The 26902-nt window shown below is 63.2% G+C and carries 30 protein-coding genes, 1 pseudogene and 1 riboswitch; of the genes and pseudogenes, 12 read left to right on the top strand and 19 right to left on the bottom strand.

Annotated features, from left to right (window positions below; genetic code table 11):
• Positions 1-38: 38 nt before the first annotated feature.
• A complete protein-coding gene (locus AC6I99_RS19005; RefSeq protein WP_497944318.1) occupies positions 39-587 on the bottom strand; it encodes a COG4315 family predicted lipoprotein in 549 nt (182 codons plus the stop codon).
• 151 nt (positions 588-738) lie between these two features.
• Here AC6I99_RS19005 and AC6I99_RS19000 point away from each other — a divergent pair, with 151 nt between their 5' ends.
• Entirely contained in the window at positions 739-1236 is a 498-nt protein-coding gene (locus AC6I99_RS19000; RefSeq protein ID WP_224089146.1) for a sigma-70 family RNA polymerase sigma factor, read from the top strand.
• The gene (locus AC6I99_RS18995) at positions 1233-1907 is read left to right on the top strand and encodes an anti-sigma factor family protein (RefSeq protein WP_497944319.1); all 675 of its coding nucleotides are present in this window, start codon (positions 1233-1235) and stop codon (positions 1905-1907) included. Before AC6I99_RS19000 ends, AC6I99_RS18995 begins: the two co-directional genes overlap by 4 nt.
• 36 nt (positions 1908-1943) lie before the next feature.
• Here the strand turns inward: AC6I99_RS18995 and AC6I99_RS18990 are convergent, their stop codons facing one another.
• The 6 genes and pseudogenes from AC6I99_RS18990 to AC6I99_RS18965 all read right to left on the bottom strand — a co-directional run.
• Positions 1944-2426 carry an SRPBCC family protein gene (locus AC6I99_RS18990; protein ID WP_497944320.1) on the bottom strand — a complete coding sequence of 161 codons (483 nt, stop codon included), beginning with the start codon at positions 2424-2426 and terminating at the stop codon, positions 1944-1946.
• Positions 2427-2816, bottom strand: a complete 390-nt coding sequence (locus AC6I99_RS18985) for a hypothetical protein (protein WP_224165467.1) — start codon at positions 2814-2816, stop codon at positions 2427-2429.
• A gap of 21 nt (positions 2817-2837) precedes the next feature.
• Positions 2838-3743, bottom strand: a complete 906-nt coding sequence (gene trmB, locus AC6I99_RS18980) for a tRNA (guanosine(46)-N7)-methyltransferase TrmB (RefSeq protein WP_224165466.1) — start codon at positions 3741-3743, stop codon at positions 2838-2840.
• 147 nt (positions 3744-3890) lie between these two features.
• The gene (locus AC6I99_RS18975; RefSeq protein WP_497944321.1) at positions 3891-4130 is read right to left on the bottom strand and encodes a toxin; all 240 of its coding nucleotides are present in this window, start codon (positions 4128-4130) and stop codon (positions 3891-3893) included.
• A complete protein-coding gene (locus AC6I99_RS18970; protein ID WP_309928514.1) occupies positions 4130-4390 on the bottom strand; it encodes a ribbon-helix-helix domain-containing protein in 261 nt (86 codons plus the stop codon). The genes AC6I99_RS18975 and AC6I99_RS18970 overlap by 1 nt, the downstream gene beginning before the upstream one ends.
• Positions 4350-4700, bottom strand: a pseudogene (locus tag AC6I99_RS18965) (Rid family hydrolase); the annotation flags it as partial. The pseudogene AC6I99_RS18965 and the gene AC6I99_RS18970, both read right to left, overlap by 41 nt.
• 168 nt (positions 4701-4868) lie before the next feature.
• Between AC6I99_RS18965 and AC6I99_RS18960 the strand changes: the two are divergent.
• Complete coding sequence (locus AC6I99_RS18960; RefSeq protein ID WP_497944322.1) at positions 4869-6158, top strand: MFS transporter; 1290 nt, start codon at positions 4869-4871, stop codon at positions 6156-6158.
• Positions 6159-6229: 71 nt separating this feature from the next.
• Here AC6I99_RS18960 and AC6I99_RS18955 read toward each other — a convergent pair whose 3' ends face one another.
• Positions 6230-7522 (bottom strand): MFS transporter, encoded by a 1293-nt coding sequence (locus AC6I99_RS18955; protein WP_497944323.1) that lies wholly within the window; start codon positions 7520-7522, stop codon positions 6230-6232.
• 31 nt (positions 7523-7553) lie between these two features.
• Positions 7554-8771, bottom strand: a complete 1218-nt coding sequence (locus AC6I99_RS18950) for a M20 metallopeptidase family protein (RefSeq protein ID WP_497944324.1) — start codon at positions 8769-8771, stop codon at positions 7554-7556.
• A gap of 140 nt (positions 8772-8911) precedes the next feature.
• Between AC6I99_RS18950 and AC6I99_RS18945 the strand changes: the two genes are divergently transcribed.
• Positions 8912-9949, top strand: coding sequence for an Lrp/AsnC family transcriptional regulator (locus AC6I99_RS18945; RefSeq protein ID WP_497944325.1), 1038 nt, complete (start codon positions 8912-8914; stop codon positions 9947-9949).
• Between the two features lie 65 nt (positions 9950-10014).
• Here the strand turns inward: AC6I99_RS18945 and AC6I99_RS18940 are convergent, their stop codons facing one another.
• Positions 10015-10779, bottom strand: a complete 765-nt coding sequence (locus tag AC6I99_RS18940; RefSeq protein WP_497944326.1) for an SAM-dependent methyltransferase — start codon at positions 10777-10779, stop codon at positions 10015-10017.
• Between the two features lie 158 nt (positions 10780-10937).
• Here AC6I99_RS18940 and AC6I99_RS18935 point away from each other — a divergent pair, with 158 nt between their 5' ends.
• Entirely contained in the window at positions 10938-12899 is a 1962-nt protein-coding gene (locus AC6I99_RS18935) for an FG-GAP-like repeat-containing protein (RefSeq protein WP_497944327.1), read from the top strand.
• Here the strand turns inward: AC6I99_RS18935 and soxR are convergent.
• Positions 12896-13366 carry a redox-sensitive transcriptional activator SoxR gene (soxR, locus tag AC6I99_RS18930; RefSeq protein ID WP_224165461.1) on the bottom strand — a complete coding sequence of 157 codons (471 nt, stop codon included), beginning with the start codon at positions 13364-13366 and terminating at the stop codon, positions 12896-12898. The two genes, AC6I99_RS18935 and soxR, sit on opposite strands and share 4 nt — an antisense overlap.
• A gap of 68 nt (positions 13367-13434) precedes the next feature.
• Here soxR and AC6I99_RS18925 point away from each other — a divergent pair, with 68 nt between their 5' ends.
• Complete coding sequence (locus AC6I99_RS18925) at positions 13435-14829, top strand: MFS transporter (protein WP_497944328.1); 1395 nt, start codon at positions 13435-13437, stop codon at positions 14827-14829.
• Between the two features lie 290 nt (positions 14830-15119).
• The gene (locus AC6I99_RS18920; RefSeq protein ID WP_497944329.1) at positions 15120-16865 is read left to right on the top strand and encodes a DEAD/DEAH box helicase; all 1746 of its coding nucleotides are present in this window, start codon (positions 15120-15122) and stop codon (positions 16863-16865) included.
• 17 nt (positions 16866-16882) lie between these two features.
• Here the strand turns inward: AC6I99_RS18920 and AC6I99_RS18915 are convergent, their stop codons facing one another.
• The 5 genes from AC6I99_RS18915 to AC6I99_RS18895 form a co-directional block, all read right to left on the bottom strand.
• On the bottom strand, positions 16883-17533 hold the full coding sequence (locus AC6I99_RS18915) for an MBL fold metallo-hydrolase (protein ID WP_497944330.1): 651 nt from the start codon (positions 17531-17533) through the stop codon (positions 16883-16885).
• A gap of 9 nt (positions 17534-17542) precedes the next feature.
• Positions 17543-18550 carry an aldo/keto reductase gene (locus AC6I99_RS18910; protein WP_497944331.1) on the bottom strand — a complete coding sequence of 336 codons (1008 nt, stop codon included), beginning with the start codon at positions 18548-18550 and terminating at the stop codon, positions 17543-17545.
• A gap of 227 nt (positions 18551-18777) precedes the next feature.
• Complete coding sequence (locus AC6I99_RS18905) at positions 18778-19161, bottom strand: DMT family transporter (RefSeq protein ID WP_224089120.1); 384 nt, start codon at positions 19159-19161, stop codon at positions 18778-18780.
• Between the two features lie 2 nt (positions 19162-19163).
• On the bottom strand, positions 19164-19478 hold the full coding sequence (locus AC6I99_RS18900) for a DMT family transporter (RefSeq protein WP_224165456.1): 315 nt from the start codon (positions 19476-19478) through the stop codon (positions 19164-19166).
• Between the two features lie 9 nt (positions 19479-19487).
• A riboswitch (guanidine-III (ykkC-III) riboswitch) is annotated at positions 19488-19553 on the bottom strand.
• 57 nt (positions 19554-19610) lie between these two features.
• Positions 19611-20258 carry a HutD/Ves family protein gene (locus tag AC6I99_RS18895; protein ID WP_497944332.1) on the bottom strand — a complete coding sequence of 216 codons (648 nt, stop codon included), beginning with the start codon at positions 20256-20258 and terminating at the stop codon, positions 19611-19613.
• Positions 20259-20353: 95 nt separating this feature from the next.
• On the opposite strand from AC6I99_RS18895, the gene AC6I99_RS18890 reads away from it, so the two are divergent.
• The 3 genes from AC6I99_RS18890 to AC6I99_RS18880 all read left to right on the top strand — a co-directional run bounded on the left by AC6I99_RS18890 (position 20354) and on the right by AC6I99_RS18880 (position 22328).
• Positions 20354-20950 (top strand): phosphoribosylanthranilate isomerase, encoded by a 597-nt coding sequence (locus AC6I99_RS18890; RefSeq protein ID WP_497944333.1) that lies wholly within the window; start codon positions 20354-20356, stop codon positions 20948-20950.
• Between the two features lie 457 nt (positions 20951-21407).
• A complete protein-coding gene (locus AC6I99_RS18885; protein WP_497944334.1) occupies positions 21408-21857 on the top strand; it encodes an SRPBCC family protein in 450 nt (149 codons plus the stop codon).
• 69 nt (positions 21858-21926) lie between these two features.
• Positions 21927-22328, top strand: coding sequence for a YccF domain-containing protein (locus AC6I99_RS18880; protein WP_216926600.1), 402 nt, complete (start codon positions 21927-21929; stop codon positions 22326-22328).
• Between the two features lie 71 nt (positions 22329-22399).
• Here the strand turns inward: AC6I99_RS18880 and AC6I99_RS18875 are convergent, their stop codons facing one another.
• From AC6I99_RS18875 to AC6I99_RS18865, 3 genes are all read right to left on the bottom strand, one after another.
• On the bottom strand, positions 22400-23164 hold the full coding sequence (locus AC6I99_RS18875) for a 2-phosphosulfolactate phosphatase (protein WP_224165452.1): 765 nt from the start codon (positions 23162-23164) through the stop codon (positions 22400-22402).
• Positions 23161-24030 (bottom strand): DUF4031 domain-containing protein, encoded by an 870-nt coding sequence (locus AC6I99_RS18870; RefSeq protein ID WP_497944335.1) that lies wholly within the window; start codon positions 24028-24030, stop codon positions 23161-23163. Before AC6I99_RS18870 ends, AC6I99_RS18875 begins: the two co-directional genes overlap by 4 nt.
• A 131-nt stretch (positions 24031-24161) precedes the next feature.
• Entirely contained in the window at positions 24162-25496 is a 1335-nt protein-coding gene (locus AC6I99_RS18865) for an FAD-binding oxidoreductase (RefSeq protein WP_497944336.1), read from the bottom strand.
• Between the two features lie 203 nt (positions 25497-25699).
• Between AC6I99_RS18865 and AC6I99_RS18860 the strand changes: the two genes are divergently transcribed.
• The gene (locus AC6I99_RS18860) at positions 25700-26110 is read left to right on the top strand and encodes a TOBE domain-containing protein (protein ID WP_224089103.1); all 411 of its coding nucleotides are present in this window, start codon (positions 25700-25702) and stop codon (positions 26108-26110) included.
• Positions 26107-26892 carry a molybdate ABC transporter substrate-binding protein gene (gene modA, locus AC6I99_RS18855; protein ID WP_497944337.1) on the top strand — a complete coding sequence of 262 codons (786 nt, stop codon included), beginning with the start codon at positions 26107-26109 and terminating at the stop codon, positions 26890-26892. The genes AC6I99_RS18860 and modA overlap by 4 nt, the downstream gene beginning before the upstream one ends.
• The last annotated feature ends 10 nt before the right edge of the window (positions 26893-26902 follow it).

Raw genomic sequence — 26902 nt, 5'->3', positions numbered from 1 at the left:
GCGACACGGCAGGCTTCCCACGATCTCGGTGTCACGCTTCAGTATCCCGAGGCGGCGCCCTTGATCATCTCGCCGCTGGGGCTTACCAGGTACCAGACGTTCATCACGCCCTGGCCGTTGACGTCGCCCGGAGCCTTGTCCTTGGCGTAGTAGTACAGCGGCATGCCATTGAGTGTGACCTGCTTCTTCCCGTCAGGGGTAGCTATGGTTCCCACGGTGCCACTGACGCCTTCAACGGCCGGCTTGTCCGACGTCGTCGTGAACACCGGCCAAGCGGCCAGGCAGGCGCCCGTGCATGCACTGGTTCCTGAATCCTTGACGTCCTTGGTGAAGAAGTACAGGCTCATGCCCTTGCTGTCCACCACGATCTGCCCGGCGCCGGATGATGCAACTTTCATCTCTGCGCCTGCCGCGGCCGGGCTGGACATTGCGTCCGTACTTGGGGACATGGAGGTAGGTGCCGTCGAGGAAGTGGCGGCCGTCGGCGCGGTAGTAGACGTGGTGCTTGTCCCGGGGCTCCCGGCGCAACCGGTAAGAGCCACGGCGAAAACCACTGCGCCGAGTCCAACGCTGAGTCTATTTCTCATCTTTAGCTCCTTTGACGGGCCGGCCGGAATGGGTCGGCGCTAACCCCTACGACGCAGGCGGGGGAAGAATGGTTCAAGGAACTGAACCTTTTCGCTGCACGTGGCGTCGTATGGGGGTAGGGCAGCAGGAAACAAGGCGAAGGAGGTGGCTATGCCGTTGGACGAGGACGTGGTGGCGGCAATCTACCGCGATCACGGCACGGCCCTGAAACGCTTTGTGCTCAGCTGCACCTCGGACACGCACCAAGCAGACGACGTCGTGCAGGAAACCATCCTCAAGGTGTGGCAGCACGCGCCGGAGATCACGGGCAGTCTGCGCAGCTACCTCTTCCGGACTGCCCGCAACGTCATCATCGACAACTACAGGAAGGCCCAGAGGCGCCCTGTTGAGGCAGGCGAGCACGACTTTCCAGACCACGTTGCGACGGAACGCGTTGATGAGCTCCTGAACCGAGTCCTCATGGAAGAGGCACTCCTGAGGCTCAGCCACGAACACCGCGAGGTCCTTGTGGCCCTGCACTACCAGCGGTTCACCGTCACTGAGGCAGCGCTGCAGCTGAACATACCGGCCGGAACCGTGAAATCCAGGGCTTTCTATGCTGTGAAAGCCCTCCGAACGATCCTTGATGAAATGGGGGTGGAACGATGAACGGCAACACCGTCCACCAATTGCTGGGCGCCTACCTGCTGGGAGGGCTCGACCCCGAGGAGGCCCGCTCGTTTGAAGAGCACCTCGCCGGATGTGCTGCCTGCCGGCGCGAACTCGAGGAGTTGGAAAGCCTCCCCGCGCTGCTCGACGCCGTTCCTGCCTCCGACGCCGTCGCACTCACCGTGGCGGGTACCGCCGGTGCCCTCTCACCCTTGGAGCTGGGCCGGGAAGCATTGCCGCAGAAGATCCTGGTTGACCTTGCCGCACGCAGGAAGAAATCACGACGGCGGTGGGCGGCTTTCGTGGGGGCGGTCGCCGCTGCATGCCTGGCACTTGGCTTCCTTGCGGGCCCGCTGCTGAACCAGCCACCAAAACCCGATGCCAGCTACTCGGTCCAGTCCGAAACGGGGCTCCAGCTGACAGTGGGCATGGTCAAGAAGACCTGGGGCACCCAGCTTGAGGTCGAAGGCAAGAGCATGCCGCTCGAAGGAACTCTCTACCTCTGGGTGAAGGGCCGGGACGGGGCGGAAGAGCGCACCTGCGGCTGGACGGCAACGCCGAGTGGCCGCATCAAGATCACTGGCGCTACGCCCGTGCAGCTTGGCGGTATAGCCGGAGTGGAACTCCGGGATGAGGCCGAAAAGACAGTGGCCTCAATATCGGTGCCGTAGATCTCAGTGCGGTAGGTCTCAGTGCAGGTGTAGGTCTCAGTGCAGCAGGTTTGCCCGCAGCTCGGTTACGAGGGCTGGGTCTTCGCAAGCCCGTGCAAATGCTTCGATCCGGCGCTCGATTTCGCGGCCCAACAACCAGCTCCCGATTCTCTCTGCCACGGGCTTCACCCAAGCCGGGCGGCAGGAAAAGGTGTACTTCCAGACCGCCCGGGTGCCGCCGTCGTCGGGGGTGAATCGCCAGCCGCCGCCGAAGTTCTCGAAGAACCAAGGCCCGGACACCATGGTCATTCCTACGTTTCGGGGAGGGACGTAGGAGACGTACTCGCTGACCATTTTCAGTCCCATACGGGACACGGTTCGTGTGCGGACTCCCTTGCCTGCTGCCTTGGCTCCGTCCACGAAGCTTTGGGCCGAAATGAACGGATCCCATCTGAGCCTGAATTCACCAGTGGTCTGCGAGAGTGCGAAGGCTGTTTCGGGATCCAAACGGATGAACCGCTCGGCGCGGACCTGTGGCATTCAGGACCCCTGCCCTGAACCGAGCACCAGGAGCACCATGAAGGCAACGCCAAAAACATTGACCGCCATGATCGCCAGTCCGATGATCCCTGTGATGCGGCCGGCATTCATGCGCCCGGCCCGAAATACGGCGATCAGGCCACTGACGACGGACACAATCGCAAGGATCACGGCAACCAGCGCCAGAATGAGCGCACTGAACCACCAGACGTCGTTGCCCGGGTTGTAGCGGCTCATCGCCGAAGCGACAGCGGCGACGCCCAAGGGAATGCTGACCACTGCGGCAATCGGCGAGAGGATCGCGGAGACGATGCTTGTGATGCCCGCACCCAACCCCGGTGTCCGGGACCGTTGCTGCTGGTAGTACTCAACCGGTGGCTGATAGCTCATATTTCCCCCAAAGTCCGTGCGCTAGATCTTGCGATACGTGAGGTCGAAAATCATACGCCCGGCCTCGTGGGCTTTGTTTTCAAAGCTGGTGCGGATACGGCCCTCGAACCTGGGTGCCCAGCCGCCTTCCTCGTCCACGCCCTCGTTCGGACCCGTATGTTCAGTGCTGACAGGTGCCCGGCCTTCCCGGACCGGCGCCCCTCCCACAACAGACTCGACGCCGGACTGCCACACTTGCGTCAGAGGGCTCTCCTCGCCCCTGCGCTCGCCTTCGTGCATGTTCTCAAATTCCGTTGAGCCTGCAAGAACCTCGCGGACGTGTACGGCGTAGTTGGACCAGTCGGTGGCAATGCGCCAGTAGCCACCCTTTTCCAGCGCCTTGGCGGCCACGGAAGCGAAAGCCGGCTGGATCAGGCGGCGCTTATGGTGGCGTGCCTTGTGCCATGGATCGGGGAAGAATACCCAGAGCTCACTGACCGAACCGGCAGGAAGCATCGACTCCAAAACTTCGGGCGCATTGGCTTCCACCACGCGCACATTGGTCAGGCCACGGCTGTTGATCTTGATGATGGTGTTGGCCAGGCCCGGCGTGTAAACCTCGACAGCCAGGAAGTCCTTGTCCGGATTCTGTTCGGCGGCATGGACCACGGCGTCACCCAAGCCCGAACCGATCTCGACGATCAGGGGAGCTTTGCGCCCAAACACTGCCTCGGCGTCGAACGTGTAATCGGGGTGGACTGAAGTGTTGGCGACGTGACGCGGAACCTGGACGGCCCAACGCTCGGCGTGCTCCTCCCACGCGGCCTGCCTGCGACCCTGCAAACGGGTGCCGCGGCGCACGAAACTGACCGGCCGGCCGCCGTAGGTTCCGAAGGAAGCCTGGCTGCCGGGCGTGACTGGTCGCGGGGAATCTGGGGTTTCACTCATCCATTCCAGAATACTTGGGTTCCGGTGGGCAGTAGGGGCGGGCGTCTGGGCACCGCCGTCCGAGCGCCTTCCATAACCCCGCGGCTGACCCTCTCGTCCTACCCAGGCTGAGCTTCGTCATCTGCTTTGTGCCAGCTGTGATGAATTTCAGGTGAGCAGGTTCAAGTACTGCGTCCGAGCCTTCATTGCGTGGATTAGCAACTCATTGCCGCTGTCGAAGCGAAGAACGACAACTTCGAGGAGGCGCCCCGCTGCGTCGAATCCGAGCCTTAGTTGGCGAGCCGGGCTGTCCTCGTCGAGGTCCGCAATGTAGACCGCGTGACCCGCCGCGTGGATTCCATCCTCGGCGCTGATGCCGTGTTTGAGTGCGGAAGCATGCGCCTGCACTACGCGGCGCTGATCCACGCCCGTACGGCCGCGCGTATGGCTTCCGACCGGCTCAGGTGATCATGCTCGGCTCGAGCGGAGAGTTCCCGCAGCAGCTCGGCATCCATGCGCACCGGCACCACTTCGCCGGGGCCATCACCGACTGGACGGCGGCCTCGCCTGCGGAGTTGCTCAGTCGGGTATCCGTGCTCAGCCTCGTCTGCCCAAGCTTGGATCATCTCATCGGTGACCGGCGCGCCATTGACCTTCTCGTGACTCATCTACAAATCGTATTACGAAATGGGCGGCGGGTGAAGGTGGCAAAGCGGGGGTTCGCGCCGTGAACAGCGTCATGGGCACTGAGTCAAGTGCTGGCTGGTAGCGTCCTGCTATGGCTTCAGTGGAGCTTGTCCGATAGCAATCGCTAAGCGCCGACCATGCCTCCCACAGATCTTCCTGTTCCGACGACGCAACCAAAAGACGGGTGCTCATGACATCCGTCAATCCGGCTCCGGCGTCTTCGAGTGCTGTCGCCATGTTCGCGAAAGCCGCGCGCGTCTGAGCATCGAATGAGTCTCCTACAACCTTGCCGTCCGTCGGCGTGGCTGTGCTTGGATATCCCGGTCAGCTTGTTGAGATCGAGACGTTGGCTGCGACTTTCACGCACGCATGAAAAGGGATCCGCGAGTCTTTGACTTGTTCCGTGGTCACATCCCGACCCAATGAACCCAGTGCAGGCTGGCTGACAGAATGGGACGCGTGACCTCCTTCCCGAAGCCCTTCTACACCGAAAAGTCTGAGCAAGAACGCCTCTTGCCCGAAATCGCCGTGGATGCCGAGATCGACGACGTCCCGCCCGCCCCACCTACGCAGCTCCGCTCCAAGAGGGGCCTGATCTACCTCGGCATCTGCCTGGTCCTGATCGGCCTGAACCTGCGGACGGTCTTCTCGAGTTTCTCGGCTGTCCTCCCGGAAATAACGTCCGACGCCGGACTGCCGGGCTGGGCGGTGGTGGTCCTCACAACCGTTCCCGTGACATTGTTGGGCGTTTTCGCACCCCTCGCCCCTGTACTGGCGAGGCGGTTCGGGGCAGAACGGGTCCTGCTGGGAGCGATGGTGGTGCTCACGGCGGGTCTCTTGCTCAGGCCAACGGCGGTCCCTGGCGCCGGGCACCTTCCAGCACTCCTCGCCGGAACGGCAGCGTGCGGAGCGGCCATCGCCCTCTGCAACGTACTCCTGCCGGGCGTGGTCAAGAGAGACTTCCCGCACCGGCTCGGGCTCATGGGCGGCCTGTACACCACGGCGATCTGTGCGTCCGCGGCTCTTGGTGCAGGGTTCACGTATCCGGTTTTTGCGGCAACCGGCCAGTGGACTTCGGCGCTGTGGTCCTGGGCGGTGCCTGCCGGCGTCGTGCTGTTGCTCTTCCTTCCGCTGGCCATCCGCCAGCCATCGATCAAGCACCAAGCCGTCCACGGCGGCGTGAACGTGTGGCGGTCGGGCGTGGCCTGGCAGGTCACGCTGTTCATGGTGCTGCAGGCCATGATGTCGTTCAGCGTGTTCGCGTGGCTGGCGCCGATCCTGAGGGACCGGGGCGTCGATGGCGGAACGGCCGGGCTGATTGTGTCGGTGTCGATCGTGTTGCAGATGCTCGGTTCACTTTTCGCCCCTGCCCTGGCCACGCGGTTCAAGGATCAGAGGGTGATCAACACCGTGGTGGCACTGATGACCGGCGGTGGCTTCGCCCTCAGCATCTTCGGACCGACTGGGCTGATCTGGATCTGGACCGGACTGCTGGGCCTCGGCCAGGGCTCGCTCACCGCTGTTGCCCTCACGATGATCATTGTCCGCACCCGCGATGCGCATACTGCCGCGCACCTGTCCGGGATGATGCAGGGCGTCGGCTACGGAGTGGGATCGGTGGGAACGCTGCTGGTGGGGCAGCTCCACCAAGCCACGGGCGGATTCGCGGCCGCCGGAATCCTGTTCCTTGTGGTCGGAGCGCTGGCTGCCTTCTTCGGCTACCGGGCAGGTCGCGACAAGTTCGTTTAACCCAAGTAAGTCGCAGCAGATGCCGTTTTGAGCGCTCAAAACGGCATCTGCTGCGACTTAGTTGGGAGAACCTAGTGGGTTAGGTCCTTGCCCTTGGTCTCGGGGATCGAGAAGGCGAACGCGATGCCGATCACCAGCAGGATCACTGCGTAGACGTTGAACAGGTAACCCTGGCCAATGCTGGCCAGCCAGGTCTGGAGGTACGGAGCAGTGCCACCGAAGGCAGCCACGCAGATGGAGTACGGGACGCCGACGCCAACAGTGCGGATGTGGGTCGGGAACAGTTCGGCGTAGACGGCCGGGACAATCGACGCGCTACCAGCAATGAAGAACAGCATCACGGACATGGACACGGTCAGCTGCCACGGGGAATCCTTGAGCAGCCACGTCATGGGGAAGTGCATGACCATGGCACCGATGGACGAGCCGATCAGCACAGGCTTGCGGCCAATGCGGTCCGACAGCTTGCCCCAGAAGGGGAGTGCGGCGATGAAGACGACATTGGCGATCACGCCGGCCCAGAGCGCTGCACCGCGGTCCATCTTCAACGTGGTGGCTGCGTAGCTCGGTGCCACGACACCCCAGATGTAGTAGACCACCGTGAGGCCAACCGTCAGGCCGATGACCTGCAAAGCCTGCTTGCGGTACTTGACGATCTGCGGCCACATGGGCAGGCGCTTTTCCTTGGGCGTCTCGGCCTCGAATGCGTGGGTTTCCTTCATCTTGGCCCGCATGAACAGCGCGTAGACGCCCAGTGCACCACCGATGAGGAACGGAATGCGCCAACCCCATGCGCTCATGTCGTCCTTGGTCAGGACAGCCGTGAGGATCGCGCCGAGCAGAGTTCCGGCCAGAATGCCGGCGGTGCCGGACGTGTAGATGAGCGTCGCCCAGAAGCCGCGCTTTTCCTTGGGTGCCATCTCGGACAGGTACGTTTGCGACGACGGCAGCTCACCACCGTGGGCAAGGCCCTGTATGAGCCTGGCGAGCAGGAGCATCACGGATGCGAACGCGCCCACAGCCTGGAACGTCGGAGCGATGCCGATGAGGAGGCTGCCGAGAGCGCCGAGGGCAACCGCTACCGTCATGGACGTCTTGCGGCCGATGCGGTCGCCGATCCAGCCGAACAGGAAACCGCCGAACGGCCGGGCAACGAACCCGACGGCGAAGATCGCCAAGGTGGACAGCACAGCTGATGTTGGGTCTGCCTGGCTGAACAGTGCGCTCGCGATGAACGGCGAGAACGTGGCGTAGATGGCCCAGTCGTACCATTCAACGGCGTTGCCAATGCCTGTTCCTACGAGCGTCCGCAGGTGGGATTTGTGGACCTTGACTTCGGTGGACGTTCCAACGGTGGCGGTCATGTGTTTCTCCAAGGTGGGGTAGGGCTGGGAGTTAGTTGGCGGCGAGGGTCGCGATGCGGGATACGGCGAGTTCGGCGTAGAGGGCAGCGCCGTCGGTGAGGACGCCGTCGTCGAACGTCGCGTACGGCGAGTGGTTGAAGGGCGACGTCGCGTGGTCGGTGCCGGGGGTAACGGCACTGAGCCCGACGAAGGTTCCCGGAACCTCGGCCAGGACGCGGGAGAAGTCCTCGGAACCACCCAGGGGAGTTGCCATCCGGGTGAGTCGGGACTCGCCGAACATGCCGGCGATGACCTTTTCCGCGGTGTTCGTTTCGTCCTCGTCGTTGATGGTGAGGGGGTATTCCTGTTGGTAATCCACATCAACCTCCAAACCGTGGGCTGCAGCGATGCCTTGGAGCAGCTTGGGTACTACCTCCATCATCTTCTGCCGGGACTCTTCGGAGAAGGTCCTGATGGTGGCTTCGATGCGGGCGGTCTCCGGGATCACGTTCCGCTTGGTTCCGGCGTGAAGTACGCCGACGGTGAGGACAACGGGATCGAACATGTTGAACTGGCGGGTCACCATGACCTGGAGGGCCGTGACCATTTCCGCTGCTGCGGTCACAGGGTCCTTGGCTGAATGGGGTGCAGAGCCATGCCCGCCGGCGCCAAGCACAGTCACCACGAGTCCGTCCGAGGAACTGAGCATCACACCGTTCTTGGTGACGAACTGGCCATGGGGTTCCAGCGCGGAGAAGACGTGCATGCCGTAGGCCGTATCTGCCCGTCGGCCGGCAGCATCCAGGACGCCTTCGTTGATCATGTAGCTGGCGCCGTCGAAGCCTTCTTCGCCGGGCTGGAACATGAGGACGACGTCGCCGGCCAGCTGATCACGACGTTCAGCCAGGAGGGTAGCTGCTCCGGCGAGCATGGACGTGTGGAGGTCGTGCCCGCAGGCGTGCATCGCGCCGTCGACACGGGAGGTGTAGTCAACGCCAGTGGTTTCCTGGACCGGAAGGCCGTCCATGTCTGCGCGCAACAACACCACGGGCTTCTGGGCTGACGCGTAAGCAGCGCCACCGCGCAGAACCGCGGTGACCGACGTCGTGTCCTTGCCCAGGGTGATCTCGTACGGGAGTCCGTCGAGCGCTTTCAGTACTTTTTCCTGAGTACGGGGGAGTTGCAGGCCAATCTCCGGTTCGCGGTGGAGGTCGTGGCGGAGGCGGACGATGTCGTCCTGGAGTTCCTTGGCGTCGGCGGCGATGGTCATGTGTTCTCCTGCTCGTGCTGGGGGTATTGGTTCTTCCTGCAATTCTGTGGTGACTGAACTCACAATTCTGAAAACATCTATAAAAATGCACGAAAGGCCAAGAAACGCAGGATTCATGCACCGTTTGCGAGAATGAACTCATGGAACTCAGCGAAGAGGATTTACGCCTCATCAATGCCTTGCAGATTTCGCCCCGCATCAGCTGGTCCGACGCCGGCGAAGTCCTGGGCGTCCACGCCACAACCTTGGCCGCGCGGTGGGACCGCCTGAAGGCTGCCGGTGCGGCATGGACTACTGCGCATCTCATGGGCGATCCGAAGAACATGTGCCTTGCCATGGTGGACATCGACTGCGAAATGGATCTCCGGCCGCAGGTCACGGCAGCCCTGGCAGAGCTCCCCGAGGTCATCACCGTCGAAGAAGCGGCCAGCAACCGCGACCTCACACTCACGGTCATCACCCAGGACCTCGATCAGTTCAGCACCAGCCTGCTGCCGCGGCTCAAAGAAGTCCGGGGGCTCACCAAGTACCACACGTCGCTGTGTACACGCATCCACACCAGTGGCTATGCGTGGCGGCTGAATGTGCTCACGAAGGGGGAACAGCAGGCGCTCCGGGCACTGGCGGGGCCTGAATCAGCCAACCCGTCGGCTCCCGACGCCATAGTCGTGCCGCTACCGGAGAGCCATCTGGCCCTCATCCCGTTCCTTTCCCGTGACGGCCGTGCTTCTGCTGCTGAGATTGCGCGGGCTCTGGGGCGCCATCCCGCCACGGTGCAGCGCCAGTTGGGGCGGGTGCTGAGCAGCAGGATGCTCTCCTTCCGCTGTGAGATAGCCCAAAAATTCTCCGGTTTCCCCATCACCGTTCAGTGGTTTGCGAACGTTCCGGCGGGCCGGCACGAAGCCGCCGCGACGGAACTGCGTTCGGTCCGGAATGTCAGGTTCTCGGCGTCCACCACCGGACGCACCAACTTCACCATGATCATGTGGCTCCGGTCGCTGGCCGAGATCATGGAGATGGAACTCGCCATCCAGCAGCGGATCCCGGGCATCGAACTCGTGGAGAGTGTGGTCATGTTGAACACGGCCAAACGGGTTGGCTGGATGCTGAACCCGGACTCGACCGCCACAGGGACAGTGGTGGCACCGTACGGGGAACTGCTGCCTGAAACGGCGTGAGCTCACGCCCGAACCCGGGTTTACGACGACGGCGTGGCCGGCCTGGGGTGCCGGTTCCGCCAGCATCAGGGGTGCTTGGTGGCCCGCAGGACGGTGTCCAAAACGGTAGCCGCCCCGCCTTCTGGGCCGGTGACGGTGCGTTCCCGGGAAGTAAGGACGTTGACGAACCACGGCTCGCGGTCCAGGCGAAGCGCCCCAGCCAACTGTTCCGGCGAGAAAAACATGCCCGTTTCACGGTGGTGGCTCCACGGCGCGAGCCCATGAGGGTGATGTCCGACCACCAACAACGTCCCGCCCGGAGCCACAGCCGCTGCCGCGGAAGCCACGGAGTCGCGCCACGGCAGGAGGGGGCTGTGGAGGAATTGTGCTGACACGAGGTCAAAGATGGGTTCCGGCTTCCACTCGGCAAGGTCCTGCTGCTGCCAGGTAATCCGGTGAGCGTAGCCCGACTCCGATGCGTGGGCTGCGGCCCGTTCAAGCGCGACGGCCGATACATCCATTCCGGTGACCGTCCAGCCTTGCCCGGCGAGCCAGATGGCGTCTGCACCTTCGCCGCAGCCAAGGTCCAGGGCCGTTCCGGCGCGGAGGCCGGCCACTTCGGCGACCAACTGGGGATTCGGATTTCCGCTCCAGACCTTTGGACGCTCCTTGTACATGCCGTCCCACATGTCAGCGGCGTTGTCGGCGTCCTCGTGGAGGTTGAGCCCGCCATGCCGCGGTCCACTGTGGTCAGTGTCCTGATGGGCGTTCTGGTGTCCGCTGCCAAGGGTGCTGCCGGAGGTGCCGTCCGTGGGGTGGGGAGTGCCGCCGTCGTGAGTGTGTTCAGCCATAAGCCAAGCGTGCCGTGAGCAGGCTACGAAAGGCAACGCCCGTTGCTGCTTCGGCAAAACACACATACGAACAAATGATCTGGTTTTTCCATTTGATGGTGACTAGCGTTTGAGCCAAGCGCCGGACACAAGTCAGTGGCGCATGAAACGGGGGATTCATGATGTTCCGGACGCCTACATTCACTGCGCGTGCTGCCTTTGTGGCTTTGGCGGCGGCCTTAACGCTTATGGCTTCAGGGTTACCGGCCCAGGCCAATACGCTAAAGCCCGACGCCGTCGCGGCAGCCACCGTGCCAACCGTCGCACCCATGGCGACTTTCGGGACGCCTTACAGGATCGAGGTTCCCAGCCCCAACTTCGCTGAGGCGAGTCCGGACGGGCGCAAGCTGTTCACAGTGTCCGGCTCCGGGGCGTTCGCCACGATCGACGTTGCCACCAGCACCGTATCTGCGAGCATCGATGTCCGGGATGTTACTGCCATGAAGGTCAGCCCGGACGGCGCCAGGGTTTACCTGGCAACAAGCGAGTCCCAGGAGCATTTCCTGACTGTCGTGGACACCGCCGCCATAACGGTCGTGGACATACCGGTGGACGGCCCGGTCTTCAGCCTCGCATTTACTCCCGACGCGTCCAGCGTTTACGCGGCTGTGTATGGGACGCCGGCGGACACGGGCTCGACGCCGGGCTCGGTTGCGGTCATCGATGTTGCGACGGCGTCCGTGGTTTCCTCGATTCCCGTTGGTCGCGAGCCCACGCAGGTACTTGTGACGCCGGATGGGGCCAAGGTCTTCGCACTGAATCTCCTGGACCAGTCGGTTTCCGCCATCGAGACGTCGACGAACACCGTGACCAGCACCATTCCGCTCGGCGGGACCTCAACCGGAGGATCCATGTCTCCGGACGGATCCAGGCTGTACTATCCCAAGCTCGAAGGCGGGATTGCCATCGCAGGCGTTACCACGAATACCGTGATCGGGGAAGTGGTGACCCAGTCCGTGGCCACCGCACCAAGTTTCACCCCCGATGGTTCACGGGCCTTCGTGGTGGACCAGCGCCCCAATGACTATTACGTGGCTGAAGTCGATCTTCAAGGGAATTCACTGACGCCGGTCAGCCTCTCTGAAGGCCCGGTCATGAACATGGGGCCCCTCACGGTCCAGGTCAGCCCGGATGGCCGACGACTCTATGTGCTTGGCCACAGCATCAATGTCCTCAGCTTGCCGACGCTCAAGCCTGCGGGCGTCATCAACCTGGATGACGGGTTGCTTCCACGTCAACTTGTCATCGTTCCGGACGGCTCCATGGGGTACGTCGTTCCTGGCAACCAGGGCAATTACGTCGTGGCTGTTAGTACAGGACAGCCGGAGAACGTCTGGAAAGACTACAACTCTGACGGCGCCACGGATGTTCTGGCGAGGGACTCCGCCGGCGGCCTGTGGCTGTACCCCGGAAACGGCAATAAAGGCTGGCTGCCCCGTTCACAGGTTGGCTCCGGTTGGAACATCATGAACCTGTTGATGGCCTCAGGCGACTTTGACGGTGACGGCAAACCGGACGTCCTGGCACGCGACGAGGCTGGTGATTTGTGGCTGTATCCGGGCGACGGCAATGCTGATTGGCTGCCCCGCTCCAAAGTCGGCGTTGGCTGGAACGCGATGACCGCCGTCGTGGCCCCAGGCGATTTCGATGACGATGGAAAAGCCGATGTCCTTGCCCGGGACAGTGCTGGTGACCTCTGGCTGTATCCGGGGAACGGCTCAGGCGGTTGGCTTCCCAAATCGAAGGTCGGCACGGGCTGGAACGTGATGACGGCCATCATGGGGCCGGGAAACCTGCGTTCGCCAGGGAGCGATGTCCTTGCCCGGGATACGTGGGGAACTCTGTTCCTTTACGAACCGGACGGCACGGGCGGCTGGCATCAGCCGCTGCTGGTTGGCATTGAGTGGAACGTCATGTCTGCCATCGTCACGCCGGGCGACTTCGACAGCGACGACGTGCCGGACATCCTGGCGCGCGACGCCAGCGGGACCCTGTGGCTCTACCCAGGGCAGGGCTTCGGGGGATACTCGCCGCGCGTGCAGGTGGGAGTGGGATGGAACGTCATGACGGCGATCATCTAATGCGGCTGGCCGGACAGGTTCCAGCGTTGCGCTCCTGCCCCGGTCGCCCCCAGCTCGTCGGCCGGATTCTGAAGCGTGCACGATTTCAGGCTCAGGCAACCGCAACCGATGCAGCCATCCAGATCGTTCCGCAGGTGTTGCAGCGCAGCAATCCGTTCGTCGAGTTCCTTGCGCCACCGCGACGACAACCGTGTCCAGTCCCGTTTGGTGGGCGTCCGTCCGTCCGGCAGGGAGTCCAGCGCCTCGCGGATGTCCTTCAGAGGAAGGCCAACTCTTTGCGATGTTTTGATGAAAGCCACCCTCCGCAGCGTTTCACGCCGGTACCGCCGCTGGTTTCCGGCCGTGCGTTCGGCTGTGATGAGCCCATTTCGTTCATAGAAGTGAAGGGCCGACGGCGATACCCCACTCCGCTCGGAAAGCTCGCCAATGCTCAGGGGCCGATGGGCGCTGCCGGGAACTTGTGGCATGGCTGGTCCTCCGGTGCTGGTCGTGGTGGATTGACCTCAACATTAGTTGAGGTTCTAGGGTAGCGTCCATGACCTCTGACACCTCAACGGCCGGGATACTCCGCCGTCCATACCTGCTGGCTACCGTTGGTGCTTGTGCGCTCGTTTTCCTCAGCGCCTTCGAGTCCCTGGCGGTAACCACCATCATGCCGCTCGTCAGCCGCGACCTGGACGGAGCCACCCTTTACGCGCTGGCCTTCGCCGGCCCCTTGGCGACCGGCGTGATGGGCATGGTCGGAGCAGGTAATTGGTCGGATCGCCGGGGTCCGGCGGCACCGTTGTACGCGTCGGTGGCACTGTTCGTCGCCGGCCTGTTGATCGCAGGAACAGCCGGAAGCATGGAAGTCCTGGTGCTGGGGCGCCTCGTGCAGGGACTCGGTGGCGGTGCCATGACCGTTGCCCTGTATGTGTTGGTGGCCCGCGTCTACCCGCCGGCTCTGCATCCCAAAATCTTCGCCGCGTTTGCCGCATCCTGGGTTATCCCATCACTCGTGGGCCCGTTCGCCGCTGGCATCGTGGCGCAGCTCAGCAGCTGGCACTGGGTATTCCTGGGCGTGGTGGGGCTGGTTGTTCCGGCACTGCTGATGGTGGTGCCGGCTGTGCGGGGAATGACCTCGGAGCCCGCCACCGAAACTGTGCCGTGGGCTTTCGGACGCATGGGCTGGGCGGCGCTGGCCGCCCTGACCGTCCTCGCACTGAACCTGTCAGCAGAGGTGCCGGGCGTGGGCGGGGTGATTGCCGTCGTCGCGCTTGTCCTTGCCGTGGTGGCGGTACGGCCCTTGGTCCCGCGCGGAACGCTGGTCGCCCACCGCGGCCTTCCCAGCGTGATCCTCACCCGCGGTTTGGCGTCGGCAGCGTTTTTCGGTGCCGAGGTCTACCTGCCATACCTGCTGACCGAACAGTACGCTTTCACGCCGACGTTTGCCGGGCTCACACTGACCGGCGCTGCGCTCGCATGGGCAGGGGCGTCTGCCCTCCAAGGCCGGTTGGGTTCCAAGCTGCCCGATGCCCTTGCGGTGAAAATTGGTGCCGCGCTGGTGCTGGTGGCAATCGTGCTGGCCCTGGTGACTGCGGCATTGGCGCTGCCGGCAGCCATTGCCATTGGGGGCTGGATCCTTGCCGGCGGGGGCATGGGGCTCATGTACCCACGCCTGAGCGTCATGACGTTGGCTCTCTCGACTCCCGATAACCAGGGCTTCAACAGCGCAGCGATGTCCATCTCCGATTCCCTGGGAGGCGCCCTGGCCCTCGCTGCCACGGGGCTCGTCTTCGCAGCATTTACGACGACGAACCCGTTTGCGGGGGTCTTCGCACTGACGGCGGTGATCGCCGTCGTCGGGCTCGCCATGGCGCCCCGGGTCGCCACCCGGGCGGCCGCCTCCACAACGCGGGAAGCCCAACCTGAGCCCTCGCTGCATAAGTAGCCGAACGTACGCATAAGTAGCCCAATGCGGGACTCGACGCCGAACACTGCTAGACTGGGGACACTTGATGTGCGGTGACGCCCTGAAGCAGGTGGCCCAAAAGGCTACGTGACGGGGCATTTTTCATGTGAGAGGCACATCCTGCGTCGATGAACGCGTTCCATTTGGTCCCGGCCAACGCTCCAGCAGCGAACCGGTAGACCACCTGACTTTTCCTCGGCGAACCCCTGGCCCAACCGGCGTCGGGGGCCGATGTCCGCAACTGGACACCGCCCGAAAGACATTAGTAAATGACTACTTTTGCTGCCCTTGGCACGCCCAAGGCCATTGCTGAATCCCTCGCCGCAGACGGCATCGAAGAGGCATTCCCCATCCAGGTGAAGACCCTCCCGGATACGCTCGCAGGCCGCGACGTCCTGGGCCGGGGCCGCACCGGCTCCGGCAAGACCATCGCTTTCGCCATCCCGCTTGTGGCCCGCTTGGCCGAGCGTGAAGCCAAGCACTTCCGCAAGCCGGGCCGCCCCATGGGCCTGGTCCTTGCTCCGACGCGTGAATTGGCTACCCAGATCAACGCCACCATCGAGCCGCTGGCCAAGGCCATGGGCCTGAACACCACGGTGATCTACGGCGGCATCTCCCAGGCACGCCAGGAAAAGGCACTGCGCGCCGGCGTCGACATCGTCATTGCCTGCCCGGGCCGTCTCGAAGACCTGATCCGCCAGCGCATCCTGACCCTTGAGGCCGTCGAAGTTACCGTGCTGGACGAGGCAGACCACATGGCAGACCTCGGCTTCCTTCCGGTGGTCAAGAAGCTCATGGACATGACCCCCACACAGGGTCAGCGCCTGCTCTTCTCCGCGACGTTGGACAACGGTGTTGACAAGCTGGTCAACCGTTACCTCTCCAACCCGCTCACCCACTCCGTGGATGACCCGCAGGCTGCCGTCACCACCATGGAACACCACGTCCTGGTAGTCAACGACCAGACCGTCAAGAAGCAGCTCATCGTCGAACTGGCCTCCGGCGCCGGACGCCGCGTCCTGTTCATGCGGACCAAGCACCACGCCCGCAAGCTTGCCAAGACCCTCACCGACGCCGGCATCCCCGCCGTCGACCTTCACGGCAACCTGTCGCAGAACGCCCGCGACCGCAACCTGGCCGAGTTCTCCAACGGTGACGTTCGCGTCCTGGTGGCCACCGACGTCGCAGCCCGCGGCGTTCACGTTGACGATGTCGAACTCGTCATCCACGTTGACCCGCCCACGGAGCACAAGGCATACCTCCACCGCTCAGGCCGTACGGCCCGCGCCGGTTCCGATGGCACCGTTGTAACGCTGACACTCCCGGAGCAGCAGAGCGACGTCAAGAAGCTCATGAAGGCTGCCGGCGTGGACGTATCGTTCGAGCGCGTCACGGCCAACTCCCCGCTTGTCGCCGAGCTCGTGGGCGACATCGCGGACAAGGTCGACCCCCGCACCCGTGCAGCCCTCCTCGCGGCGAAAGCCCCGCAGGGTGGCGGCACCTCCACGGGCGCCAATGCCCAGCGCAAGCGCGCACGCCGTACTGGCGGTCAGGCGGCTCCCACAACGGGTGGCCGTGGCGGCCGCGGCGGACGCGGCAAGGTCGCCGCTGAGCCGGTTCGCACGGACATCAACCGCGCTGATCGTCGCGCGGCAATGAACGACGACGTCGCCCGCAGTTCACGTGGTCGCGGCAAGGCTGGCGCAACTCACCGCAACGACGTTCCCGGCTCGCAGGGCCAAGGCGGCCGTAGTGGTCGTCCCGCTTCGGGCCAGCGCGCTGCCACCGGTGGCCAGCGCTCGGCTTCGGCTCCGCGCACGGCTTCCACCACGAGCACCCGTACCAGCGGAAACAAGGCCGTATGGTCTTCCGCTACGGGCGCTACGTCCGGTGGATCCTACGGTTCGGGTGCCTCCGGCAACTCCGCTCGTGGGGGCTCAGGCGCGGGTCGTCCGGCACGCAGTGGCCCGCGTCGCGCCTCGGCTCCCGCGTCGAACGAGCGTCGCGGCCGCTAAGTCCCCGCAACGCCTGCTCACCAGCCTCGGGCGCGCCACTCCTCAAGGTGTGGCCGCTCGGCGCCGAGGGTCGTGGGCAATCCATGGCCCGGGTGCACCACGGTCTCGTCCGGATAAACGTCGAACAGCCGCTCTTTCACGTCGTTCAACAGTGAAGTGAAACGTGAAGGATCGCCCTGTGTGTTGCCGACGCCTCCCGGAAACAACGAGTCTCCACTGAAAATGTGGGCCGGCCCGTCCGGATCCTGGTAAATGAAAGCGATCGAGCCAGGGGTGTGTCCGCGCAAGTGGACCGCCGTGATCTCGAAGTCGCCGAACCGCTCGACGTCGCCGTGACCAAGCCGGACATCCACCGGAACGGGCAGCGCATCGGCGTCGTCCGCTCCTGCAGAAGTGCTGGCGCCGGTCGCGGACACCAGCTCACCCAAGGCGCGGATGTGGTCCCAATGCTGGTGGGTAGTGGCGATTCGGACCAGCTTCGGCACTTCGGAAGTATCCGCTTCGCTGTCCTTCAGGAGTTGCTGAATGGCTGGAAGGTCATCGGCGGCGTCGATCAACAGCTGCACGCCTGTGGACTTCGAGGTCAGCAGATACACGTTGTTGTTCATCTCGCTGACGGAGATGCTCCGTATGGTGACGTCGCGCGATGAGTGAATAAGCGAATCCATCGGCTCAGTCTACGCAGTGGTCCTGTTGGCTTCGCGGCCTTGCGACACCCAGTTGGGGTCCGCAGAACGTGAACCCACGACGGCGTCCGCGGCTTGGTCGAGCACTTCAAGTTGCGCTGTTCCCAGTTGCAGGGACAGCGCGCCAAGGTTCTCGTCGATGCGGTGCGTTTTGCGCGTACCGGGGATGGGGACCACCGGCAGCCCAAGGCGCTTGCCCTGGGTGAACAGCCAGGCCAGTGCTACCTGGGCAGGAGTTGCACCCAGGTCATCGGCTACCTCACGAACCGCGGCCACGACGGCCTGGTTTGCATCAAGGGCCTCGTCACCAAAGCGGGGAATCTTGTGGCGGAAGTCGTTTTCGCCCAAGTCGCTCGCGCTAATGGTTCCTGTGAGGAACCCGCGGCCGAGCGGCGAATAAGGCACAAAGCCAACACCGAGTTCCTTCGCTGCAGGAACAACGTTTTGCTCAACATCCCTGCTCCAGATTGACCATTCGCTCTGGACTGCGGCAATGGGATGGACGGCGTTGGCCTGCCGAAGCTCCTCGGCTGTCACCTCAGACAGGCCGAGGTGGCGAACTTTGCCCTCACGGACCAGCTCCGCCATGGCCTCCACGGTTTCCACTATCGGAACGCGGAGGTCACGGCGGTGCAGGTAATAGAGGTCAATGACGTCAGTGTCCAGGCGGCGCAGGCTCGCTTCTGCTGCCTGCCTGACGTAGGGCGCATCGCCGCGAACTCCCGTGTACCCGTTCGCGGCGTTGCCCTCTATCCCGAACTTCGTGGCCAATTGGACCTCGTCCCGCCGGTCTTTCAGGAGCTGGCCCACCAACTCCTCGTTGCTTCCGGCGCCGTAAACATCTGCGGTATCGATGAAGGTGATTCCCGCATCCACCGCATGCCGCAGGGTTTGCAAGGCTTCAGCGGGGTCGATTCCCCCATAGACCGGTGTCAGGGCCATGCCGCCAAAGCCAAGGGGGCTCACAGTAAGGCCATCGCCGAGTTGAACTGCAGTCATGAACTTCTCCCATGCGTGTTGGTATTCGAAGTGCCCTTTGTTGGCGTGAACCCCGCCGTGGGCTTGGGTATTCCTGCTGGTTCTCCGGGTGTGGGCGACGCTCCTTCCCAGTTGGTCCGGGTAGCACCCGGCCCGCATGCATGCCCGCCCCTGTGATTGCGGGGTTTCTCCTGCTCGACCAGGGGTGCCGGGAGAGGCAACTGGGAAGGAGCGCGGAGGAGTGCTGGCTACTCGGCGGACGCCTGGGGTTTGTCGGACGGCAGCGCCTTCAAACCGGCAGCACAACCCACGATTCCGGCGATGAAGAACAGCTTCAACGGGCTGGCGGGTTCGACGCCGCTGAGCATGGCCCAGCCAACAGTGAGCGCCGCACCGATGCCCACCCATACCGCATAGGCCGTGCCGAGGGGGATGCGCTTCACGGCTATGCCCAAACCGAACATGCTCAGCAGCGCGGTGACAGCGAAGACCATCGTCGGTGCGAGCTGGGTGAAGCCGTTGGAGAGTCCCAGAGCTGTGGCCCACACGGCTTCGAGGACGGCGGAGGCAAGGAGAACCAGCCAGAAGAGGCCGTTCTTCGCAGAGTTCCGGGTGGTCGTTGTGGCAGCCATGGCTACGCCACCACCTTCAGGCCAACCACGCACGCGCCGATACCTGCGAGCAGCAGGAGCCGGGCCGTCGTCGCGCGTTCCACCTTGGTGACCATGGCGTAAGCCGACGTCAGGAGGACGCCGACGCCCACCCACACCGCATACGCCGTACCCGTGGGAATGGATTGCATGGCGATCGCGAGGCCGCCGGTGCTGGCGATGACACTTACCAGGAAAATGACAGTGGGGACTGGCTTGCGGAATCCCTTTGAGCGGTGAAGGGCAGCAGCCCAAACGGCCTCGAGCGCTCCGGAGAGAATGAGAATTAACCACGACATGACAGATCCTTTGGCCAGTCTTGTCGCGTGCCGGGTACTGAACCGTCGTCCGGAGGTTCCAGAGCGGAACCTTCATTTCAGGCTAGCAACTCCTGCAGACCGTGGCCACTTCGGGTGGCGAAAGTCACCAGCCTAGACGTTCGCGGGGTCCACTTTGTCGATGGAGATCACGGCAACAAAACCCCGTCCCGAGATCTCGGGGCTGCGCGTATCGGAGCCCACCACGGCGTCGTAGCGGTTCAGTTCAACCGGTTCGGCCGCGCTGGTAGCCGGGCTGGCGCTGTCGGACTCATTCTCCACAGAGGCGCCTTCCACCGGATCCGTGCCAGGAGCGACCGTCGCCTTGCCTTCCAGCAGGACGGCCAACTGTCCCTCGAACACGGGGTGGGCGCGTTTCTTCGAGATCTCGACGATGGAGGTGTACCCCTTGAAGGCACTTGCGCGGGCGATGACGTTGAGGTCCCGGATGTCGCCGGTGGGCAGCGTGGCCGACGATGCCGCCTCTCCGGAGAAACGGAACGGACGATACTTCTCCAGCGGGTGCTCTTCGCCGTCGACGGTCAGCAGGAGCAACTCACCGTCAATGATGGTGATGACCCGTTCCATGCCCGGAAAATTGGAGAAGTCTCCGGCCTTGGAAACATCGGCGATGCTGACGCGCCAATCCCAAGCCCCGTCCTGGGCCGAGGCGACCTTCGGGTGGCTGGCTAGTTCGCGCGTCACCCCGCCTCCGTTGCGCCACGGTTCGGGGTGGATGTCGGCAAAGCGGATGATCTCCATCCGACCAGCCTAGTGGTGGACACAGCTTCTGCGTTGTCAGCATGGCTTGCTAACGTCATATGTGGAAAACGTGGGAATACGGTTGGAGGCACGGAATGTTCGTCAAAGTGTGCGGCTTGAGCACGCCCGAATCCGTGCGCACTGCCGTGGACGCGGGTGCGGACGCCGTCGGCTTTGTGCTGACTTCGAGCCCACGTGAAGTCACCCCGGACCAGGTGCGTATCCTGCTGCCACTGGTCCCCGCAAACGTTAAGGCCGTGGCTGTTTTCCGGCACGAGCCCGCCGCCGATGCCGTTTCTGTTGCGCGCGCCGCAGGACTCACCTGGGTTCAGCTGCACGGCACGCGGACTGCCGAGGACGTCAAAACAGTGCACGACGCCGGGATGCGGCTCATCCGGGCCGTCACCATGGGTGCCGCTCCGGACGAGTTCAGTGATCTGGGCGAGGATCTGCTCTTGATCGATGCCGCCGTGCCGGGTTCGGGAGAATCCTGGGACTATGCCTCAGTACGGGCGAAGGGACTCGGCGGCCGGGAGTGGCTGCTCGCAGGCGGACTCGAACCCGGAAACGTGGCCTTCGCTGCCGCAGCGGCCGATGCCTGGGGCGTGGACGTTTCCTCGGGTGTTGAGTCGTCCCGGGGAGTGAAGGACCTGGCGAAGATCCGAGCATTCGTGGAAGCTGCAAAAGCCTGACGTTCTCTCACGTCCTGCGGTTTTTGGTGCGTTCCTCTCTCACGTCCTGCGGTTTTTGGTGCGTTCCTCTCTCACATCCTGCGGTTTTTGGTGTGTTCTTCTCTCACGTCCTGCGGTTTTTGGTGTGTTCCTCTCTCACGTCCTGCGGTTTTTGGTGTGTTCCTCTCTCACGTCCTGCGGCTGACACGACGTCTCCGACGATTCATGATGTGAGAGAACGTTGGGCAATTCGGGTGATGATGTGAGAGAACGTTGGACAAATCGGGTGATGATGTGAGAGAGCATCCGAATTAGCACTGGCACACCCTGGACTCGCTCCCGACGACACGATTCACTGGAACACGCCACTGGACTTTACACACGGAACCACACACGGAACCACGCACGGAACCACACACGGACCCGCACGGAACACGGAACCAAGCCAACGGACCACACGAAAACCAGGAGTCACACAATGAGCACAGAACAACACACCCTGACCATGACCCGCGAGTTCGATGCTCCCCGTGAGCGCGTCTTCGACGCCTGGATGGACCCAGATCAGCTGACCAAGTGGTTCGGGCCGGCCGGGGTTGATTCTCCGCGCGAGACGATCGTCATTGACCCGCGCGTTGGCGGCGTGTGGCAAGTGGTGATGACCTGGACGGAGGGCGATGAAACCAAAGAAGGTCCTATCGATGCTGTCATCACGGAGCTCAACCCGCCGGCGCTTCTCGTGGCCTCAGCGAAATCGGGCGAGGAATCCAGCAGCGATGAGCTCGAGATGCGCCTGGAGTTCGAAGACCTGGGCGGACGAACCCGCCTGGTAATGACGCAGGGGCCGTTCGAATCCGAAGAATGGGTTGACATGACCCGCGAGGGCTGGGGAACGTCCTTCGACAAGCTGGACGGGCTCCTGGCCTAGCAAAAGTCAGGGCCAATTCAGGGCACACCCCTAGGCTTAATGTCGGTCCGGCAAGGGAGAATTGAGACTATGAAAACGCTGCTCAACATCATTTGGCTGGTCTTCGGTGGTTTCTGGTTGGCATTGGGCTATTTCGCAGCAGGCATTATCTGTTGCGTGCTCATTGTGACCATTCCTTGGGGCATCGCTTCGTTCCGGATCGGCGCTTATTGCTTGTGGCCGTTTGGCCGGATGGTGGTGGAGAAGCCAGGCGGAACGGGTGTCTTCGCGCTTTTGGGCAACGTGATTTGGTTGTTGGTCGCGGGCATCTGGATAGCGATTGGCCACGTGGTCACTGCTTTCGCCATGGCCATCACCATCATCGGGATACCGCTGGCAATCGCCAACCTGAAGCTGATCCCGGTGTCGCTCATGCCTCTCGGCAAGCAGATTGTGCCGACCAACCAGCCGTTCGTCAGTACCTATCGCTGAGGTGATCCGCTCCATTTAGACGACTCGCAGCGCGGCAGACGATTCCTACCGTCTGGCCTGCAGCGAGTCGTCTAATCGGTGGGACGGATGCCCTGAAAAGACCCATCCGTCAGCAGGGCAACCATCGTGCTGCCATCCAACTCGGCCGCGATTGCCACGTCCTCAATGAAGCCGCCATCGATCAGTTCACGACCACTTGAGCAGCCCCGCATCACGGAAGCCAGGTTGGGCTCGGCTGCGTCGAAGGCCGCGGCCGCAGATCCGGCTTCCGGTGAGAAATTACGGCGCCCCGAGCCTGCTAGTCCGGCGATGAAGGCTCCTGCTCCTAGCTCGTCCTCCAAAGCGGGCCGCAACGAACCATTGGTCCACTTCTCACCTGCGGCGATGACAGCTATTACGGCGTCATCCGGCAGGTTCGCATGGACCCAGTCGGCGGTCGCGGCGGCGTTGCGTAGGCACACAGCCACTACTTGCCGGGCTGAGTTGGCGAGCTCATGGCTGAGCGTCGAGCCGTTGGGCGATGGCAGGACCACACGCTCCAGGTGCGGCGCATGACGCAAGCTCGCCGGCGACAAACTCAACCCCTCCCCACCGCGCGGCCCCGCCAACGCAGCGTGATGATGTGCAGCAAACTCGCTCGCAGCAGCGTCCCTCATCGGGTAGGGGAAAACGGCCGCCCCACGATCAACCGCAACGCTGACGCACGTGGTGAACGAGAGGACGTCCACAACCACCGCAAGGTCAGCATGCGGCACCACTGCACGGGCGCCGTCGAGCCCCCATTCAAACCGCACTGAGTACGGAAGTTGCCGCTGCGGCGCTCCGGCTTCGCTCATGCGAGTTCGGAGACCAGGTTCCGATGGGCGGCGTCGGCCCACAGCGCTTTGGCGCGGTCACCGTGGAAGAGCGGTTCCAAGGACAGCAAATGGCGTACGACGGCGGCGCGCCCTTGGGCGAAATCGGCGTCGCTGACGTGGGCGTAGTCTTCGCGGACGGCGGCCAGATACCGTGCGTAGGACTCTTCGTCGCCACCAAGGACGGAGAGGTCGGCGTCGCAGAGGAGTGCGCCGGCGTGGTCACCGGGTTCGGGGCTATGCGTGGCGGTCAGCCGGACAAGGCGCGCCACCTCAGCAACATCGTCGGGCGCCAAACCGGCAGCAGAGAGCCGGTCCTCGGCCAAACGTGCCGAGTCCTCCTCATCCTGGCCCGCGACGCCTTCATACACGGCGTCGTGGAACCAGGCTGCCAAAGACACTGTCCTGGCGGGCAGCGCGGGTTCGGTCAACGTATCCAAGGCTTCAAGTACAGCCAGCAAGTGCGTCCGGCTGTGGTATTTCCGGCCGTCTTCGCCCCAGCGCTCCAGCAGTTCCAGGCCCAGTTCTTCGTGCCCAGGGTAGATGCTGTTCCAACGCTCCATCAGAGGCACTGTCAAGGCCTTGCTCCGTTCCCGGGCAGGAATTCGAAGGCCGCTGGCGATAAGTTTGCGGACCAGGACCCGGGCTTCCACAGGGATTGCCCCCGCAGCAACGAGGTCATCGTAGCGCCGTTCAGGTACGTCGTAGTGGTCACCGTCAAAGGCCCTCTCCGGAACTCCGGCGGCTGCCGCGAACGCGTGCAACTCGTCAAGGGACTTGTCGGACACGAGGTGCGAAAACACCGTCCCGTGCGCAGGCCACAGGGGAGGATCGACGTATACGGCCATGGGCAAAGTGTAAGCCAAACGATCCTTCCCAGTTACCGGTCATCGGAGCGGCTACCGCCGAGCGTCCGCCCCGTAAACACAGGCTTCACTGCCCGTGTGATTCACAGCAACTGGGAAGGAGCGTGGGGAACTCAGCGCTCCGCCGGCAGGATGTTCTGGTTGCCGCGGAACACGTTGTCAGGATCGAACGCGGCTTTGACCTTGGAGAGCCGCCGATAGTTCTGCTCTCCATAGGCCGCCATGATCCGGTCCTGGCCTTCGTCACCGATGAAATTCAGCCACACTCCGCCCGTGGTGTGCGGAGCGATTTCCTGGCGGAACTGCTTGACCCAGGCCTTGGCTTCCTGACCGCCCTCACGGGTCTCGGACAAGCCAAACGGGTGGCTGACCCAAGCGGCGCCACGGTGTTGCAGTGGGGTGTTCGCAGCCGCCGGTCCGCTCACTGCTCCTCCCCAGCGTGCAATGAGCTGCTGTGAGTGCGCACCTGGCAGCCGGTTGGCGGAGGCTACGAAGAGATCCAGGGCATCGTCGTTGAGTTCGTTGTGATAGTCGGCGCTCCAATAGTTGTAATGGTCCGGAGGGTCATCGATCATGCACTGGAAATCGGCGTACTGCATGGGCGAGACGAGGTCTACTGTTGGCCCGAGTTCGCGGAATGGTTTCGCATGCTCTTCTCCGGCCTCAAGGTCGCCTGCATACAGGTAGGCCATTCCGACGGCGAGTTTGCCCACCATGTCTTCCGGCACGAACTCTTCCGGCGGGGCGGTGAGGTACACGAGGGCTGTCCCGACGGCGTCGGGAACCTCAAGTGCCAATCCCCGGAAGGCGCGGGACAGGCCTGTGGCTTCCTCGCCGGGGAACAGCATAAGCCCGGCCATGACCGTAGGGCCGAGGTCGTGGAGTTGGAAGGTGAGCGAGGTCGCCACGCCGAAATTTCCGCCTCCGCCGTGGAGCGCCCAGAACAATTCCGAATTCTCGCCCGCGTTGGCAGTGACACGTTCGCCGGACGCAGTCACCAGGTCGACGGAGAGCAGGTTGTCGCACGCAAAACCGTAGGAGCGTTCCAGCCAGCCTGAGCCGCCGCCCAAGGTGAAACCGGAAACGCCCGTGGTAGATGCGCGACCACCCGTGACTGCGAGCCCATGCTGCTGCGTGGCGCGGTCGAACTCGCTCCACGTCACTCCGGCGCCCACCGTGGCAGTTTTCGCCTCGGGGTCAACGCTGATGGATTTCATGGGACGGACGTCCACTACCAATCCGTCGTCGTTCGTAGACATGCCAGCCACTGAATGCCCGCCGGAACGCACGGCGACATCCAGATTGTGGGTCCGCGCATAGCTGAGCGCTTCGGCCACTTCGGCGGGATCTGAACACTTTGCAATGACGGCCGGTCTGCGGTCGATCATCGCGTTGAAGAGCTTACGGGCTTCGTCATAATCCGGGTTGTCCGGACGAATCCATTCCATGGGACGCTCCTTCGCGCCTGAGACTCTCTCCCTAGAACAGAGTACGGCTGCGGCCCCCGGCGGGCTATGGGTAATGCTTACGGAAGGCTTTCGCTTCGCCTCACGCGGTTCGCCCACTGCGTTCGACGGCGACCACGAAGTCATATTTCGTTTGCGGTGAAATCATGACTCTCAATCCGCATCTACGGATCTAGACTCGTCTCATGCCGCAAATACGAATTTCCGACGCAGCCCGGTTTTTGGGAGTCAGCGATGACACAGTGAGGCGCTGGACGGAGAACGGAACCCTGACCGCCCAAAAGGACGCATCGGGCAGGCTGGCTGTGGATGGGCTGGAACTCGCCAAGCTTGCACGCGACCAGTCGCACCTCCCTGATGACCCTGCGCGGTCTGGAAGTTCGGCCCGCAATCGTTTTGTGGGACTCGTTACGGGTATTACGGCGGACAAAGTCATGGCCCAGGTAGAGCTTCAATGCGGACCGTTCCGCGTCGTTTCCCTGATGAGCAGCGAAGCCGTCCGTGAACTCGGGCTCGAACTCGGCTCAGTCGCTACTGCCGTGGTCAAGGCCACCACCGTCATCATCGAAACGCCCCAAGGAAAGAGCATCGTATGAAGCGCACACGCACGACAAGCGCGCTCTTTGCCACAGTAGCCTTGGCGGCAACCATGGCCGGCTGTGCTTCCAGCACCACGGGCCCAGCGGCAACCGGGAATCAGCCCAATGGCACGATCACCGTCTTTGCTGCGGCCTCCCTGAAGGCAACGTTCACCAAGCTGGCCAGCGACTTTGAGGCGAAGAACCCCGGCACCAAAGTCACACTGAACTTCGCCGGTTCCTCTGACCTGGTCACGCAGATTACCCAGGGTGCACCGGCTGACGTCTTCGCATCCGCCGACACCAAGAACATGACCAGGCTTTCTGATGCAAAATTGGTCGACGGCACTGCAACCAACTTTGCCACCAACGTCCTGGAGATCGCCGTCCCGCCCAGCAACCCGGCGTCGATCGCTTCCTTTGCCGACCTCGGCAAACCGGGTGTAAAAGTAGTGGTCTGCGCGCCGCAGGTTCCGTGTGGGTCTGCCGCCGAAACCATTGAGACGGCGACCGGAACCACGCTGAAACCGGTCAGCGAGGAGTCGTCGGTAACCGACGTGCTCGGCAAGGTCACCTCGCAGGAGGCCGACGCCGGCCTTGTCTACGTCACAGACATCAGAAACGCAGGCGACAAGGTCAAGGGCATCCCTTTCCCGGAGTCGGACAAAGCCGTGAACACCTACCCGATTGCTACAGTGGGCGCGAGCAGGAACAAGGAACTCGCCACGGCATTCATCGGCATGGTCACCAGCAGCGAGGGCAAGAAGGTGCTGAACGACGCCGGATTCGGCACCCCGTAAGGATCCCGGT

It is taken from the genome of Arthrobacter sp. TmtSoilC77, from assembly GCF_059739415.1.
The sequence above is the reverse complement of the archived record's forward strand: the minus strand, read 5'-3'. Positions and strand labels throughout refer to the sequence as shown.